At 66.1% G+C, this 16,552-nt stretch carries 15 protein-coding genes and 1 tRNA gene; 8 read left to right on the plus strand and 8 right to left on the minus strand.

The window, feature by feature from the left end; translation table 11 throughout:
- The first annotated feature begins 54 nt into the window (after positions 1-54).
- From ilvC to leuA, 3 genes are all read left to right on the plus strand, one after another.
- Positions 55-1,074 carry a ketol-acid reductoisomerase gene (gene ilvC / locus SJY20_RS10300; protein WP_380786761.1) on the plus strand — a complete coding sequence of 340 codons (1,020 nt, stop codon included), beginning with the start codon at positions 55-57 and terminating at the stop codon, positions 1,072-1,074.
- Between the two features lie 622 nt (positions 1,075-1,696).
- The gene (locus SJY20_RS10305) at positions 1,697-2,320 is read left to right on the plus strand and encodes a YceI family protein (RefSeq protein WP_380786763.1); all 624 of its coding nucleotides are present in this window, start codon (positions 1,697-1,699) and stop codon (positions 2,318-2,320) included.
- A gap of 324 nt (positions 2,321-2,644) precedes the next feature.
- Positions 2,645-4,303 carry a 2-isopropylmalate synthase gene (leuA, locus tag SJY20_RS10310; protein WP_380786765.1) on the plus strand — a complete coding sequence of 553 codons (1,659 nt, stop codon included), beginning with the start codon at positions 2,645-2,647 and terminating at the stop codon, positions 4,301-4,303.
- 120 nt (positions 4,304-4,423) lie between these two features.
- Here leuA and SJY20_RS10315 read toward each other — a convergent pair whose 3' ends face one another.
- The 6 genes from SJY20_RS10315 to SJY20_RS10340 are packed head-to-tail and all read right to left on the minus strand — an operon-like array spanning position 4,424 to position 8,510.
- Positions 4,424-4,771, minus strand: coding sequence for a dihydroneopterin aldolase (locus SJY20_RS10315; protein WP_380786767.1), 348 nt, complete (start codon positions 4,769-4,771; stop codon positions 4,424-4,426).
- Entirely contained in the window at positions 4,764-5,534 is a 771-nt protein-coding gene (locus SJY20_RS10320; RefSeq protein WP_380788646.1) for an SDR family oxidoreductase, read from the minus strand. The genes SJY20_RS10315 and SJY20_RS10320 overlap by 8 nt, the downstream gene beginning before the upstream one ends.
- Positions 5,525-6,148: a GTP cyclohydrolase I FolE gene (gene folE, locus SJY20_RS10325; protein WP_380786768.1), complete on the minus strand. Its 624-nt coding sequence runs from the start codon at positions 6,146-6,148 to the stop codon at positions 5,525-5,527. Before folE ends, SJY20_RS10320 begins: the two co-directional genes overlap by 10 nt.
- A gap of 31 nt (positions 6,149-6,179) precedes the next feature.
- Positions 6,180-7,010, minus strand: coding sequence for an S-formylglutathione hydrolase (gene fghA, locus SJY20_RS10330; protein ID WP_380788648.1), 831 nt, complete (start codon positions 7,008-7,010; stop codon positions 6,180-6,182).
- Complete coding sequence (locus SJY20_RS10335; RefSeq protein ID WP_380786769.1) at positions 7,010-7,393, minus strand: VOC family protein; 384 nt, start codon at positions 7,391-7,393, stop codon at positions 7,010-7,012. Before SJY20_RS10335 ends, fghA begins: the two co-directional genes overlap by 1 nt.
- Positions 7,394-7,403: 10 nt before the next feature.
- A complete protein-coding gene (locus SJY20_RS10340; protein WP_380786770.1) occupies positions 7,404-8,510 on the minus strand; it encodes an S-(hydroxymethyl)glutathione dehydrogenase/class III alcohol dehydrogenase in 1,107 nt (368 codons plus the stop codon).
- A gap of 118 nt (positions 8,511-8,628) precedes the next feature.
- Here SJY20_RS10340 and SJY20_RS10345 point away from each other — a divergent pair, with 118 nt between their 5' ends.
- From SJY20_RS10345 to SJY20_RS10355, 3 genes are all read left to right on the plus strand, one after another.
- Complete coding sequence (locus SJY20_RS10345) at positions 8,629-8,847, plus strand: DUF2945 domain-containing protein (protein ID WP_380786772.1); 219 nt, start codon at positions 8,629-8,631, stop codon at positions 8,845-8,847.
- A 51-nt stretch (positions 8,848-8,898) separates the two neighbouring features.
- A complete protein-coding gene (locus tag SJY20_RS10350; protein ID WP_332782868.1) occupies positions 8,899-9,159 on the plus strand; it encodes an SWIB/MDM2 domain-containing protein in 261 nt (86 codons plus the stop codon).
- 86 nt (positions 9,160-9,245) lie between these two features.
- Positions 9,246-9,322, plus strand: a tRNA-Arg gene (locus tag SJY20_RS10355).
- A gap of 64 nt (positions 9,323-9,386) precedes the next feature.
- On the opposite strand, the gene SJY20_RS10360 is transcribed toward SJY20_RS10355, so the two are convergent.
- A complete protein-coding gene (locus SJY20_RS10360) occupies positions 9,387-11,723 on the minus strand; it encodes a TonB-dependent receptor (protein ID WP_380786774.1) in 2,337 nt (778 codons plus the stop codon).
- Positions 11,724-11,892: 169 nt separating this feature from the next.
- Here SJY20_RS10360 and SJY20_RS10365 point away from each other — a divergent pair, with 169 nt between their 5' ends.
- Positions 11,893-12,573 (plus strand): response regulator transcription factor, encoded by a 681-nt coding sequence (locus SJY20_RS10365; RefSeq protein WP_380786775.1) that lies wholly within the window; start codon positions 11,893-11,895, stop codon positions 12,571-12,573.
- 5 nt (positions 12,574-12,578) lie between these two features.
- Positions 12,579-13,910, plus strand: coding sequence for a sensor histidine kinase (locus tag SJY20_RS10370; RefSeq protein WP_380786777.1), 1,332 nt, complete (start codon positions 12,579-12,581; stop codon positions 13,908-13,910).
- 90 nt (positions 13,911-14,000) lie between these two features.
- On the opposite strand, the gene SJY20_RS10375 is transcribed toward SJY20_RS10370, so the two are convergent.
- Positions 14,001-16,523 (minus strand): TonB-dependent receptor, encoded by a 2,523-nt coding sequence (locus tag SJY20_RS10375; RefSeq protein ID WP_380786778.1) that lies wholly within the window; start codon positions 16,521-16,523, stop codon positions 14,001-14,003.
- Positions 16,524-16,552 lie beyond the last annotated feature (29 nt).

Below are 16,552 nucleotides of genomic sequence, written 5' to 3' on the forward strand. Positions count from 1 at the left end.
ATGCTGAAACAAGTTCAGCATGACGGCCAATTTCGAGAACGAAAGGACTACCCAATGCGTGTCTATTACGATCGCGACGCCGATCTGAACCTGATCACCGACAAGAAGATCGCGATCATCGGCTATGGCAGTCAGGGCCATGCCCACGCCCAGAACCTCCGCGATTCGGGCGTCAAGGACGTCGCGATCGCGCTGCGCGAAGGCTCCGCCACCGCCAAGAAGGCGATCGACGCCGGCTTCGCGGTCAAGTCGAACCGCGAAGCCGCGGCCTGGGCCGACATCGTCATGATCCTGGCGCCCGACGAGCATCAGGCGGCGATCTATGCCGACGACCTCCACGATCACCTCAAGCAGGGTGCGACGATTGCGTTCGCGCACGGCCTCAACGTGCATTTCGGCCTGATCGAGCCGCGCGCCGATCTCGACGTCATCATGATCGCGCCGAAAGGCCCCGGCCACACCGTGCGCAGCGAATATGTCCGCGGCGGCGGCGTCCCCTGCCTGATCGCGATCCACCAGGACAAGAGCGGCAACGCGCACGACATCGGCCTGGCCTATGCCAGCGGCGTCGGCGGCGGTCGCTCGGGGATCATCGAGACCAACTTCCGCGAGGAATGCGAGACCGACCTGTTCGGCGAGCAGGCCGTGCTCTGCGGCGGCATCACCCATCTGATCCAGGCCGGGTTCGAGACGCTGGTCGAAGCCGGCTATGCGCCCGAAATGGCCTATTTCGAGTGCCTCCACGAGACCAAGCTGATCGTCGACCTGCTCTATGAGGGTGGCATCGCCAACATGCGCTATTCGATCTCGAACACCGCTGAATACGGCGACATCACGACCGGTCCACGGATCATCACCGATGAAACCAAGGCCGAGATGAAGCGCGTCCTCGCCGACATTCAGTCGGGACGCTTCGTCAAGAACTTCATCCTCGACAACCGCGCCGGCCAGCCGGAACTGAAGGCGGCGCGGAAGCAGGCGCTGGCGCATCCGATCGAGAAGACCGGTGCCGAGCTCCGTGCGATGATGCCGTGGATCGGGAAGAACGCGTTGGTCGATAAAGCCAAGAACTGAGGCGCAGCGCGGGAAGCGCGCACGCGCAACCTCGCGCTAGACCGGCCGGCGCGACGGAGCCCGCCCACAGGGCACGGCTTCGCCGCGTCCGACGGGCGGGCGGGTGAAAGTCACCGCCTCAGCCTCGGGCCGTTCCCCCGCGAAGGCGGGGGCCCAGGGTTCCAACCGCCATGGCCCGCGACCCTGGGCTCCCGCCTTCGCGGGAGAACAGCTAAGAAGCGCCCGCGCCTGCCAACCAATACCCACCCCGGCGAAGGCGGGGCCCAGTTGGGAGACCCATCTGGCGAAGGACGATCCTCCATCACATCGGCTTTCCCAACTGGGCCCCGGCCTCCGCCGGGGTGGCGCGGTGGCCGTGATCAGGCAGCGCGCTCCCGCGCGCTCCCTCGCCAAGCAAACAACCCGCTGTCCTACACCGCACGCTTCGGCCAGCGTCGTCGCATACCCACTCATCTTCACCGCAACAGCGCAGTGCCCCCGCGCCTCCCACCAGAAAACATCCCCCTCGGGCGTGACCTTTGCGACCTTCCGCACCGCCCGGAAACGCTCCGTTGCCACAACCGCGTTTGACGCCAGCCCCCGGCTCGGCCAGCATCGCGGCAACCAACAGGGAGACTAATTCATGCGCCTCGTTCTTGCCGCCTCGCTCGCGATCGCCACGCTCACCGCAGCCCCCCTCGTCGCACAGATGGCGATGCCCGACGCGCTCAAGGGCGCCGGCACCCCCGCCAACGTCCCCGCCGGCACCTATGCGGTCGAACCCAACCACACCCAGGTCTCGTTCAGCGTCAGCCACATGGGCATCTCGCCGTTCACCGGCACCTTCCACGGCGGCACCGGCACGCTGACGGTCGACCCCGCCAAGCCGAATGCGGCGAGCGTCACGGTCACCATCCCCACCGCCAGCGTCATCACCACGGCGCCGAAGCTCACCGAGGAGCTGAACAGCGCCGAGTGGCTCGACACCGCCAAGTTCCCGACCGCGACGTTCAAGTCGACCTCGGTGAAGACGATGGGCGACGGCGCCGAGATCGCCGGCACGCTGACGCTGCACGGCGTCACCAAGCCGGTCACGCTGCGCGCCCGCTTCTTCGGCACCGCGACCAACCCGATGAGCAAGAAGCCCTCGGTCGGCTTCCTCGGCCGCATCGCGATCAAGCGTTCGGACTTCGGCGTGACCAAGTACGTCCCGCTGGTATCGGACGAGACCGTCCTCGTCATCAACGCCGCGTTCGAGAAGCAGTAAGCCTCCGACAGGCCACGACCTCGCTCCTTCCTCCGTCATGCCGGACCTGTTCCGGCATCCACGGCTCCGCGAACCCTCAGGCCGGTTGGTACGCGGCGTGGTGGACCCCGGAACAAGTCCGGGGTGACGGCGGGGGTGTCGAGCAAACTGCAACTCCACTGGACAACCCCCGCGCCGTCGCGATAGGGGTCTCCTCAGATGACGCAGCCGCTGCTCTCGCTACGACTTACGCGCCCTTAGGCGCGTCACCGTTTTGCGCGTCCGCCGTGGCGCGCCCAGCGCCTAAGGGCTGACCCACACGCTCCCGAACACGAGAGACCGGCCATGCTGCGCGACCCATCGACCAAGTACCGACCCTTCCCTGCGGTCGACCTGCCCGACCGCCAATGGCCGTCGAAGACCATCGTCCAGCCGCCGCGCTGGCTCTCCACCGACCTGCGCGATGGCAACCAGGCGCTGATCGACCCGATGGACGCCGAGAAGAAGACGCGGTTCTTCGACCTGCTGGTCAAGGTCGGCCTCAAGGAGATCGAGGTCGGTTTCCCATCCGCCGGCGCGACCGAATTCGACTTCATCTCGGGGTTGGTCCAGACCGGCCGGATCCCCGACGACGTCCTGATCCAGGTCCTGACGGCGTCGCGCCGCGACCTGATCGAGACCAGCTTCGCCAGCCTGAAGGGCGCGAAGGCTGCGATCGTCCACCTCTACAACGCGGTCTCCCCGGCCTGGCGGAAAATCGTGTTCGGGATGGACCGCGCGCAGGTCAAGCAGATCGCGATCGACGGCGCCAAGGTGCTGCGCGACGAGGCCGCCAAGCAGCCCGACACCGACTGGTTCTTCGAATACAGCCCCGAGACCTTCTCGACCGCCGAACTCGATTTCTCGATCGAGGTCTGCGAGGCGGTGATGGACATCCTGATGCCCAGCCCTGAGCATCCGCTGATCCTCAACCTGCCCGCCACGGTCGAGGCGGCGAGCCCCAACGTCTATGCCGACCAGATCGAATGGTTCGGGCGGCACATCCGCAACCGCGACAGCGTCGTCATCAGCCTCCACCCGCACAACGACCGCGGTACCGGCGTCGCCGCGGCCGAGCTCGGGCTGATGGCGGGCGCCGACCGCGTCGAGGGCTGCCTGCTCGGCAACGGCGAGCGCACCGGCAATTGCGACCTCGTGACCGTCGCGCTCAACATGTACACCCACGGCGTCGATCCTAAGCTGCAGTTCGACGACATCGACGCGATCATCAACACCGTCACCTATTGCAACCAGCTGCCGGTCCACCCGCGCCATCCGTACGCCGGCGACCTGGTGTTCACCGCATTCTCGGGCAGCCACCAGGACGCGATCAAGAAGGGCTTCGCGGCACAGGACGCGCGCAACGACGCGTTCTGGGAAGTCCCCTATCTGCCGATCGACCCCGCCGATCTCGGTCGCAGCTACGAAGCGGTGATCCGCGTCAATTCGCAGTCCGGCAAGGGCGGCGTCGCCTGGGTGATCGAACAGGACAAGGGGCTGAAACTGCCCAAGCGCCTCCAGGCCGATTTCAGCCGCCACACCCAGGCGCTGGCCGACCAGACCAGCCGCGAGCTCGACGCCAGCGACATCTGGGGGCTGTTCGAACGCACCTACCTGCCGCAGTCGAGCGACCGCTTCGTGCTGCGCGACTATGAGGAAAGCGGCCAGTCCGGCCAGCGCATCTTCGTCGGCCGCGTCGCGGTTGATGGCGAGGAACGCTCTATCTCGGGGCGCGGCAACGGGCTGATCTCGGGCGTCGTCGCGGCGCTCGGCGAGAGCACCGGGCCGACGCTGGACGTGATCGACTATAACGAACACGCGATCGGGCATGGCGCGGATGCGCAAGCCGCCGCCTATGTCGAATGCCGCACCGCCGATGGTCGCACGGTGTTCGGCGTCGGCATCGACACCGACATCGCCACCGCCTCGGTCCGCGCCGTCCTAAGCGCCGCCAACCGCGCTTGACCTTACTACTGCTCCCTCTCCCCTACGGGGAGAGGGTCGGGGTGAGGGGCAGTTCCGGGCGGAGCACTGCTTGGCGACCCCTCACCCCAACCTTCTCCCCTAAGGGGAGAGGGAGTACGGTCACCGCCCGCGAACGATCTCGCACCCCACCGCAGCATCCGGATACACATCCGTCTTCATCGTCCGCACCTTGACCCGCCGAACCCGCGCATCCCCCAGGCACAACGCCGCAATCGCCTCGCAGAGCGTCTCCTGCAGCGCGAATTTCCGCTCCGTCAGCGCAAGCACCCCGCTCCGGACGAAGTCGTAATCCAGCACCTGCTCGATCGCATCCTCGGTCAGCGGCCCAGGGTACACCACGGTCATCTCGATCGAGACGACCACCCGCTGCGGCTCGACCTCATGCGGATGGATCCCGAGCCGGATCATCACCGACAGGCTGTCGAGGATCGTCGTGAACTCAGCCATGCCGCGCCTCGAACATCACGTCGCCGTCGCTCGCCAGAAACCGCTGCCCGCAATCGACGAACAGGTTCTGCCCGGTCACCCCGCGAGCGCCGATCAGATACGCCACCGCATCGGCAACCGCGTCCGCGCCGACCGGCCGCTCTAGCAGGTTGCGGCTCGCGACCGCGGCGAACTCGTCGTCGGTCTGGTCGCCGCTAGGCAAGGTCAATCCTGGCGACACCGCGTTGACCCGAACCCGCGGCGCCAGCGCCTGCGCCATCATCCGGGTCGCCCCCTCCAGCGCCACCTTCGCGCAGGTGTACGAGAAGAAGTCCGGATTCAGGTTCGCGACCTTCTGGTCGAGGATATTGACGATGCTGCCGTCCGACACATCATCCTGCCCCGCCAGCGCACAGGCCAGCGCCGCGGGAGCGCCGCAGTTGATCGCGGCCAGTTCCTCGAACAGCACCGGATCGAACGCCTCGGGCCGATCGAACGCGAACCGCGACGCCGAATTGACCAGTCCGTCGATCGGGCCGCCGATCGCCGCGCGCGCCTGTGCGAACAGATCCGCCACACCACTCAGGTCCGCGAGATCGCCCACGATCGTCGCCGCTGCGCCCCCCGCCGACACGATCTCGTCCGCCAGCTCGGCCGCCGCAGTATCGTCGGCATGGCCCTGATGGATCACAACCCGGTGCCCGTCCGCCGCCAGTCGCCGCACGATCGCCGCGCCCAGTCTCCGCCCCCCGCCGGTGACCAGCACGGTTCGCGTCAAGCGCAGGCCCCCATCAACGCCAGCACTTCCTTGCGGCTCCGCTCGTCGTCGCGGAACACCCCCATCATCCGGCTGGTCGCCATCATCACGCCGGGCGTCCGCACGCCGCGCGCGGTCATGCAGGCGTGGCTCGCCTCGATCACCACCGCGACGCCCAGCGGCTTCAGGTTGTCCCAGATGCAGTCGGCGACCTGCGCGGTCAGCCGCTCCTGCACCTGCAGCCGCCGCGCGTAACCGTGCAGCACCCGCGCAAGCTTGGAGATCCCGACGACGTGATCGCGCGGCAGGTACGCGATATGCGCCTTGCCGATGATCGGCGCCATGTGGTGCTCGCAATGCGACTGGAACGGGATGTCCTTCAGCAGCACGATCTCGTCATAGCCGCCGACCTCCTCGAACACGCGGCTAAGATGCTGCGCCGGATCGTCATTGTAGCCCGCGCAATATTCCTTCCACGCCCGCGCCACCCGGCGCGGCGTATCCAACAGCCCCTCGCGATCGGGATCGTCGCCCGACCAGCGGAGCAGCGTGCGGATCGCATCGGCGACGTCGGACGGCACGGCGATCTTGCCGTCCGAGTCGATCAGGTCGCCGCTATCCGGCGCGGGAATATGGGACATGCGAGGCTCCAGAGATTTTCGTCAGCATAGCTCAACTCAGGCGCGCCGCATGCCAGTGAACATGATCCGCTATGAACGTCGAAATGAAGCTATAGCTGTGATCATAGCCCGCCTGCATCCGCAGCGTCAGGTCAATTCCGGCGTCGTCGCAGGCCGCCGCAAGCAGTTCCGGCTTCAGTTGCTCGACCAGGAACCCATCCGCCTGCCCCTGGTCGACCAGCAGTTCGGCGACCCGCGCGCCATCCTCGATCAGCGCGCAGGCGTCATAGTTGCGCCACGCAGCCCGATCCGGCCCCAGATACCCGGTCAGCGCCTTGTCGCCCCATGGACAGTGCAGCGGCGAGACGATCGGCGCGAACGCAGAGATGCTGCGGAACCGGTCCGGGTTGCGCAGGCCGATCGTCAGCGCGCCGTGGCCGCCCATCGAATGCCCCGTTATCCCCTGCCGCGCCATGTCGACCGGGAACTCCGCGGCGATCAAGGCCGGCAGTTCGTCCTCGATATAGGACCGCATCCGGAAGTTCGCCGCCCACGGCTCTTCGGTCGCATCGACGTAGAAGCCCGCGCCCTGCCCGAAATCATAGGCGTCATCGTCCGGCACGCCGTCACCACGCGGGCTGGTGTCCGGCGCGACGAAGACGATCCCGGCTTCGGCGCAGGCGCGGCGATACTCGCCCTTGTCCATGACGTTGGCGTGCGTGCAGGTCAGCCCCGACAGATACCACAGCACCGGCAACCGCGCGCCGTCCTCATGCGGCGGGACGTACACCGCAAAGGTCATGTCGGTGCCGGTGACGTCGGAGGCGTGGCGGTACACCCCCTGGATGCCGTCGAACGCCCTGCTGGTGGACAGCGTCTCCATCACGCCACCCGGTGCGTGGCGCACAGCTTGTTGCCTGCCGGGTCCCGCAGATAGGCCAGATACAGCGTGCGGCCTGCGGTCCCGTGGCGGATGCCGGGCGGGTCTTCGCACGCGGTACCACCGTTCGCGAGCCCGGCAGCATGCCAGGCGTCGGCGGCCCCAGTCGATGCAGCGGCAAACCCCAGCGTGCTACCGTTGCCGCGGCTCGCCGGTGCGCCGTCGATCGGGCGCGTCAGCAGGAAGCGGCCGCCGGCGTGCGAATAGACCACCCGCCCCCACTCATCGACGACACCCGCGGGCACGTCCAACGCGCCTAGCGCGGCGTCGTAGAACGCCTTCGATGCCGCGATGTCGTCGGCGCCGATCACCATATGGCTGAACATTGCGCGGTCCTCAGTAGATCACGACGGAGCGGATGCTCTCGCCGGCGTGCATCAGGTCGAAGCCCTTGTTGATCTCGTCGAGCGTCAGCCGGTGCGTGATCATCGGGTCGATCTCGATCATCCCGTTCATGTACCAGTCGACGATCTTCGGCGTATCGGTCCGCCCGCGTGCGCCCCCAAACGCGGTTCCGCGCCAGTTGCGCCCGGTGACCAGCTGGAACGGCCGCGTGGAAATCTCCTTGCCGGCCTCGGCGACGCCGATCACGATCGAGGTGCCCCAGCCGCGATGGCACGCTTCCAGCGCCTGCCGCATCACTGTCGTGTTGCCGGTCGCGTCGAACGTATAGTCCGCGCCGCCATCGGTCAGCGCGACGATGTGGGCGACGATATCGCCGACATCCTTCGGGTTGGCGAAGTGCGTCATGCCGAAGCGCCGCCCCCATTCCTCGCGGTCCGGGTTGATGTCGACGCCGACGATCATCTTAGCGCCGGCCAGCCTTGCGCCCTGGATCACGTTGAGCCCGATCCCGCCGAGCCCGAACACCACGACGGTATCACCCGGCTGGACCTTCGCCGTATGCACCACCGCGCCGACGCCGGTGGTCACCCCGCACCCGATATAGCAGCTCGTGTCGAACGGCGCGTCGGTGCGGATTTTCGCCACCGCGATCTCGGGCAGCACGGTAAAATTCGAGAAGGTCGAACAGCCCATGTAATGGAAGATCGGCTGGCCCTTGTAGCTGAACCGCGTCGTGCCGTCGGGCATCAGCCCCTTCCCCTGCGTCGCGCGGATCGCGGTACACAGGTTGGTCTTCTGGCTCAGGCACGACTTACACTGGCGGCATTCGGGCGTGTAGAGCGGGATGACGTGGTCACCGACCGCGACGCTGGTCACGCCCGCGCCCACTTCGCGGACGATGCCGGCGCCTTCATGGCCCAGCACGCTCGGGAACAACCCTTCCGAATCAAGCCCGTCGAGCGTGTAGGCGTCGGTATGGCAGATGCCGGTCGCCATGATTTCGACCAGAACCTCGCCCGCCTTGGGGCCTTCCAGGTCGAGTTCGACGATCTCGAGCGGTTTTTTTGCTTCGAAAGCAACGGCGGCGCGGGTTTTCATGGGGGATCGTCTCCTGGCTGCGCGCCTGATGCCGCGTGTCTGCACGAACCGCAACCACCGCGGCGTGCAACCATAACGGCCGCAGAAGGATTATCGCTACAGGCCAAGGAGATGACGCATGACGAAGGCGAAGGACGCAGACCCCAAGAAGGGCGACGAGGTCACCTGGAACAGCCACGGCGGCACCGCGCACGGCAAGGTCGTGAAGAAGCAGACCAGCGATACCACGATCAAGGGTCACACCGTCCGCGCCTCCAAGGATGACCCCCAGTTCATCGTAGAGAGTGACAAGGGCGGCAAGGCGGCGCACAAGGCGGCCGCGCTCAAACAAGCGTGACCAACCGCGCGCGTGCAAAAAGGCATGCGGCGCGAACAGGAAGGAATGCTTATGGCTACAGCTCCCAAGACCGGCGGCATCCACGCCCCCGTACAGCCCTCGCCCGAACTCGCCGAAATCGTCGGCAAGGACAAGCTGCCCCGCAGCGAGGTGATCAGCAAGGTGTGGGTCTACATCAAGGAGCACAACCTCCAGAATCCCGAGAACAAGCGCGAGATTCTGGCGGACGAAAAGCTGAAGAAGGTCTTCGGCCGCGACAAGTGCACGATGTTCGAGATGAACAAGTACATCTCGCAGCACGTCAAGGCGTAAGTCTGTCTGTCGCCAAGCGGCGGCCGTTACCTGGTAACGCCGCCGCTTGATCGACCCGTGCGCCCGGCGTAAACGCCGCTGGCAGTGCCCCCGTAGCTCAGCCGGATAGAGCGACGGTTTCCTAAACCGTAGGCCGCGTGTTCAAATCTCGCCGGGGGCACCAGCTTTTCCAAACAGCGGATGGAGCGTGATCGCCTTCGCGACCACGCGCACCATACCTCACCCGATCAGCGGAACTTGCCGCTCAGCTGCACGCCGATGACGCGCGGTTCGTTGAACACCGCCGCCATGTAGTTCTCGATCACACCCTTGAGGTTCTTCTCGTTGGTGATGTTGCGGGCGAACGCCGCCAGTTCCCACGAATCGTCCGGCGCTGCGTAGCCAACCTTCAAGCCGCCTTCGAAGTTGCCGTTCGCGGTGAACTCCTTGGTCTTGTACAGCACGAACTGCGTATAGCCCTGGATGTTGAAGTCGCCGGCGATGAACACCTTGGCGCCGTTGCCGACCGGCTGGTCGTAGCGTGCGGTCACGTCGACGTTATACTCCGGCGCGTTCGGTAGCGGGTTGCCGTTGATCTGCGCCAGCACCGCGGGCGATCCGAAGATCGTCCGCGTGATCGTCGGATCCTCGACCGTGCAGACCACGACGCCGTTGAGCGCGCAGACCTGCGCATAGACGCGCTTGTCCTTGATCTCGCTGTGCAGCAGGCTGAGGCCCAGGCCCAGCGTCAGGTTGCGCGTCGGCCGCCAGTTGGCCTCGCCCTCGAACCCGTAGGCATCCGCCTTGTCGGCGTTGAACAGCACGCCGTTGCCATTGGCATCGTTGCCGTTCAGCTGGATGTCGCTGACGCGGTAGGCGAAGACGGTGCCGTTCAGCGTCAACGTGTTGTCGAACAGCTTGGTCTTGACCCCCGCCTCCCACGACAGGATCGTCTCCGACTTTGCGGTCGTGAAGTCGGAGTTGAATACCGCCGACCGGCCCTGGATGGTCGGCCCGCGGAACCCGCGCGCGACCCGGCTGTACAGGCTGACGTCGGGGCTGGCTTCGTAGAGCGCGCTGACGTCCCAGCTCGGCTGGGTGTCCTTGAGCGTCACGTCGCGACGGCCGCTGGCGGGATACTGGTTGACGCCCTGCGCGGTCGCCGACGTCTTCAGCAGCTGCGTGCGCTTCTTGTCCTCGGTGATGCGGCCACCGGCCGTCAGCGTCAGTCTGTCGGCCAGCTTGTAGCTGACCTGGCCGAAGCCCGCCCACGAGGTGTTGACGTTGTGGAGCCGGACCCAGTTGTTCGGGTTCGGGCCGACCCCGTTGAGATCGGGACGGACCAGGAAATAGCCGCGCTGATAGAAGTCGGTGATGTCGCGGCTGTCGAAATACATGCCGCCGATCTGCCAGTTGAAGCGATCGCCGCCCGGGCTCGCGAGCCGGACTTCCTGCGTCCACTGGTCGAGGTCGCGGATCTGGCCCTGGCTTTCGCCATAGGACGGACGACCCGCGAAGTTCGCCGCCGCGCCGCCATCGGTATCGCCGCGGCTGAAGCCCGAAGTGGTCTCGTACGCGGTGATCGAGGTCAGGATCGCGGGCCCGAAATCATAGGACGCCCGCGCCGAGCCGCCATAGGTGTTGTAGCTCTGCGGGTTGTCGTTGCCTTCGTCGAGCGAGACCGAACCGCGCGGCTCGTTCTCGACGCTGTTCGAGCCCTTCACCAGCGCACCGCGGTGGAACAGCGTCGAGGTGCCGTCATACCAGCGCGCATGCCCCGACAGGTCGACAGAGAACTTGTCGCCCGGCGTGAACAGCAGCTGCCCGCGGACGTTGCGGTCGTCGAAGCCGCCCATCGCGTTCTTGCGCGGCGTCGACGTGTTGTCGGCGCTGACCCCGGTGAAGCGATTGTCGATGAAGTTCGCGCGGTGCTGGACCAGCGTCGAGATGCGGAACGCCAGCAACCCGTCGATCAGCGGGCCGCCGAAACCGGTGTCGAGGTTGGTCGTGTAGTTGGTCCCGACCGACATCGTCGCACGGCCCTGGAACGTCTGGGTCGGCTTGTAGGTGTCGAACTTGATGATGCCCGCGGTCGTGTTGCGCCCGAACAGCGAACCCTGCGGGCCGCGCAGCACTTCGACCTGCTGGACGTCGTATACCGGGTTCGACTTCAGCACGACATGCTCGAGCACGACGTCGTCCTGGATGATCGACACCGGCTGCGACGCGCCCAGGTAGAAATCGATGTTGCCGAGGCCGCGGATGTAGAAGCGCGGGAAGATGCGGCCGGTCGTGCTCTCGACATAGAGCCCAGGCACGCGTCCCGACAGCGACAGCAAGGTGTCGTCGCCACCCGAGGTGAAGTCGCGCAGCTGGTCGCCGGCGACCACGCCGACCGATACCGGGACCTTCTGGAGGTTCTCGGAACGGCGCTCGGCGGTAACGACGATGTCACCGACGCCGTCCTCTGGTGCTGCAGCCTGCGCGGCACCGGCGTCCTGCGCATGGGCGATGCCGGAACATGCCAGCACGCCAAACGCGCCGGTCAACAGCAAGCTGGTCCGCAAAGCGGCGATCTTGGTCACGAAATTCCCCTTCGGTCGATCTGTAGGATGCCCTGGTCCTGCTGCGTCGTTGGATCGCGCAGCGGTACTCCGCACCCGACGCGCGTAGGACGGAATTGTGACATGTTCGCGGCACGCGGCCGGCGTCCGCCGCGTTTGAGCTGTCGCTGCAATTGGACTATCGCGTGTCATGGATCTGAAGATACTGCTGGTCGAGGACGACGCCCAATTTGCCGAGGCGATGGCGGAGGAATTGCGCGGTTTCGACCATAGCGTGACCGTCGCCGCCGATGGCAGTGCCGCGCTGTCGGCGGTCGACAGCGACTCGTTCGACGCCGTCGTGCTCGACCGCATGCTGCCCAAGGTCGATGGCATCGCGGTGCTGGAGCGTCTCCGCCGCAGCGACATGACGGTGCCGGTAATCATGCTGAGTGCGCTCGGGCGGTCGGTGGAAAAGGTCGAGGGTCTCGAGGCCGGTGCGGACGATTATGTCGTCAAGCCGATCGCCGCGAGCGAACTGAACGCGCGGCTGCACGCAATGGTGCGCGGCCGGCGCTGGACCGCAGGCGGTGGCGACACGCTGCAGGCCGGCGATATCGTCGTCAGCCCGACCCGGTTCCGCGCCTGGCGCGCGGGCGTCGCGCTCGATCTCGGCAAGCTGGAATTCAAGCTGCTCGCCGAATTCGTCGCCAACGCCGACACCGTGCTGTCGCGCGCGATGCTGGTCGAACGGGTCTGGGGGTACGACTTCGCACCGACCACCAATATCGTCGACGTCCACGTCCGCCATCTGCGGATGAAGCTGACCGCGGCCGGCGGCGACGATCCGATCGTGACGATGCGCGGCGTCGGCTACATGATGCGCAGCTGACCCGCATGGTCCCCCGCTCACTGCGATCGCTGACCGCGGTGTTCCTGCTGACGTTCCTGCTGGCGACGCTGGGGACCGGCTTCGCGATCCACCACGCGACGTTGTCGACGATCGAGCGACTGGTCGATCGTCGCATCGCTGCGGTCAACGACGGCGTCGCCGATGCCGCGCATAGCCGCCGCGAGCTGCTAGACCGGATCGATCTCGCCACCCGCCAGCGCGATACCGGCGATATCGGCTTCGTACTGCTCGACGAAAAAGGACGCCGGGTCGGTGGCAACGTCGCACTCCGTCGGCAATTGCCACTGGGGTTCTCGACGCTGCGTGACGACGACCGCATCGTCGGGCTCTCTGCGGGTCGCGCGCTGGTCCGCCGGATCGGCGGCGGCATGACGCTGGTCACGATCGCCGAGACCGAGCCGTTCGATCACTACAACGCCAAGCGGGACCGGATCTACCTGATCGGCTTCGGCTCGATCATCGCAGCCGTGGTCGCCGGACTGGTCGCGTTCGGACTGTTGATCCGGCGGCGGATCGGCGAGATGCGACGGACCGTCGATGCGATCATCGACGGCGACATGCAGCACCGCGTGCCGGTCGATCCGTCGGGTGGCACGTTCGCCGAACAGGCGCAGGCGTTCAACCGCATGCTCGACCGTATCGCCGCGCTGATGGCGGGCATCGGCAGCATCTCGAACGATATCGCCCACGACCTCCGCACCCCGCTCGCGCGGCTGCGCAGCCGGCTCGGCCTGTCGCTGCGTCGCGCCAAGACACCCGAACAGGTCCGCGAGATCGAAGAGGCGATCGCGCTCAGCGACGACCTGCTAGCGATGTTCGCCGCGATCCTGCGTATCGCCGAAGTCGAAGGCAGCGACCGCCGCGCCGCGTTCGCGCCGGTCGACTTGGCTGGGCTCGCGGACGAGATCGCCGCGATGTTGGTCCCGGTCATCGCCGATAGCGGCCGCGTGCTAGCCGTCGGTCCGCTCCCCCCGCTGACCATCGTCGGCGACCGGCACATGCTGGGCCAGGCACTGATCAACCTGATCGAGAACGCGATGCGGCACACACCGGTCGGCACGCGGATTGCCATCCGCCTCGAACCCCATGGCACCGTTGCTCGCGTGATTGTCGCCGACGACGGCCCGGGAATTGCAGTGGACGATCGCGCGCTCGCGTTACGTCGGTTCGGACAGGTCGACACGAGCCGGCACGATGGCGGCCACGGTCTCGGCCTGCCGCTGGTCGAAGCGATCGTCCGGCTACACCGCGGGTCGCTGGCGCTGGAGGATGCGGCGCCAGGGTTGCGCGTCGTGATGGATCTGCCCGCGGGGTAGACGGGACCACCTTTTGACAGCGCCGTGAAACGCAAACGACCCGGGCAAGCGGCCTGCCTGCCCGGGTCGATATTGCGCGCGGGGTTCGTCCTAGAACTTGACCGAAGCTTCCATCCCGTACGTGCGCGGCGCGTTGAAGTTGCCGTAATCGCCCAGCACGTTGCTGATGCTGCCGGCCGAGACGTTGGTGGTCGGTGCACCCGGCAGGCTGTTCGACGGATCGCGACGGAACACATACTGCTCGTTGAACAGGTTGCGTCCCCAGGCCGAGACGGTCAGCTTGTTGCCGTTGCCCACCTGGATATTGGCGAGCGCGACCCGGCCGTTGACCAGGAACGACGCATCCGCCTTGGTCGCGAACTGGTCGAACGCCTGCGTCGCCTGGGCGTAGTTGCCGTCGATGTGGAACTTCAGGTCCAGCGCGCCGACCGGCACAGTATAGTCGATCGCACCGTTGGCGGCGTTGCGCGGCGTGTAGACGATGTAGAAGTTCTGGAACGCCTGGGTCTGCGTCGTGACGCCGGCGGTCGTGACCGAATTGGTGATCAGAACCGGCGGGATCTTGGTGTGCGTATAGGCGTAGCCAACCGAGAGCGTGAGCCCGGTGGTCGGCGTCACGGTCAGGTCAGCCTCGATCCCGCGGATCTTGGTGATTCCGGGTGCGTTGATCGTGACGAGGTTGTTGAAGTTGCCCGTCGAGGTCGTCTGGATCGTGCTGATGTCGACCTGGCTGTTCTTGCGATCCATGATGTAGCCGGCCAGGTTGAGCCGTGCATGATGGTCGAAGAAATCGGACTTCATGCCGATCTCGTACGACTTCACGTCCTCGGGATTGAACGGCACGTAGTTCGCCGTGCGCGAACTGGCGCCGCCCGCACGATAGCCGGTCGCGTATTTGGCATAGAAATGCATCGTATCGCTGGCATCGACCGCCAGGGTCGCCATCGGGTTGAAGCGCTTCCACGTCGCATCGAGCGGCTTGTAGCCGGCAGCAGCAAGCTGTGCCGCGGTCGCGGTGTCATAGTTCAGGTTGCGCGAGAAATGCAGGACGCCCTGCTTCTCGTCACGGGTGTAGCGCCCGCCGCCGGTCAGATGGACCCAGTCAGTGGGATTCCAGGTAAGCTGGCCGTATGCGGCATAGCTCTTCGACCAGACTTCGGACGCGCGATCGATCGAGCGGCAGCCCTGCTGCGAACCGAACCCGCCCGAACCGATGCACGGATCGAGGATGGTCACGACACCCGTCGCAGGGGTGTACTGGTTCGAGTTCGGCGTCGCGGCGTCGTCACCGACATGCTCATTGAAGTAATAAAGACCGCCGACATAGTCGACCTGTCCGACCGTGCCGACCGCCTGGAATTCCTGGCTGAACTGATGCTGGTACAGGTCGGCGAGGCTGTAGCGGCTGAAGTTACACGTCGCCGCGGCGCAATTCTCGATCGGCACGCGGTGCGCGCCGCCGCTGTTGTCCCACTGAGTCGAAGACACGCCGCGCCACGCGGTAATCGAGCGGAGTTCGATCTCTGGCGAGACGTTCCAGTGGATGTTGGAGGTCCAGCCGTGCGTTTTGTCGATGCTCGGCTGCTGCGGCACGCCGATATCGGCGACCTTCATGCGGGTGTTGCCGTTGACGACCACGTTCGACGGCAGCGGACGCACCGCGGCGCCGTTCAGCGTCGTGTAGACCGTCCCCGGCAGCTTGCAGTTCGGCGAGGCCGCCTGCGTACCGAGCGCGCAAGCGTTAGGGTTGTAGTTCAGCAGCTGGCTGTAGAACGGCGAGTTGGCGTCGTAGCCGTTGTCGTAGCTGAAGTCGGCGGTCATGCCCTCGATCGGGTGGATTCGTGCGGTCGCCTTGAAGCCGCGGCGATCAAAGTAGTTCCAGCCCTTCTCACCCTGCAGCGGGTTCTTGGTGGTCGCGCCCTGATACTGGACGACGCCGTCGAGCTTGAGCGAAACGCCGTAAGTTTCGGGCAGGTCGAGCCGAAGCGCGCCGTTATAACCGCCGTAATTGGCGATGCCCGCGGTGGCGCTGCCGCCCCATTTGCCGCTCGGGCCCTTGGTGACGATGCTCAGCGCGCCGCCTTCGGTGTTGCGACCGAACAGCGTGCCCTGCGGACCCTTCAGCACTTCGATGCGATCGACGTCGAACAGCGCGGCGTTCAGGCCGTGCTGGCGACCCAGGTACACGCCGTCGATATAGATGCCGACGCCCTGTTCGCGCGCGGGCTGGTTGGCGTCGAGCGGCACGATGCCGCGGATGCCGATCGTCAGCGCGGTCTGGCGCGCCTCGAACGTTGCGACCCGCAACGACGGCACGGCGCCGTCGGCAAGGTCGTACAGGCTCTGGACGTGGCGATCCTCAAGCGTCGCGGCACTGAGCACGTTGATCGCGATCGGCGTCTTCTGCAGGTTGGTCTCGCGCTTGGTCGCGGTGACCACGACCTCGCCGAGCTGGTTCGGATCGGTGGCGTCGGGAACCGCAGGATCGGGCGCCGTAGCAGCCGCAGGATCCTTGGCCGCCGGTACGTCGCACGCCGCCCAGGCCGGGTGAGCAACCACGACCGACAGTGCAGCGCCGGCTAACAGTCGCAAGCGCAAGCCCGTATTCAACATCGCGATATCCCTTTTCAGGCACCTTTGCC

It is taken from the genome of Sphingomonas sp. R86521 (genome assembly GCF_042466235.1).
Taxonomy (GTDB): Bacteria; Pseudomonadota; Alphaproteobacteria; order Sphingomonadales; family Sphingomonadaceae; genus Sphingomonas.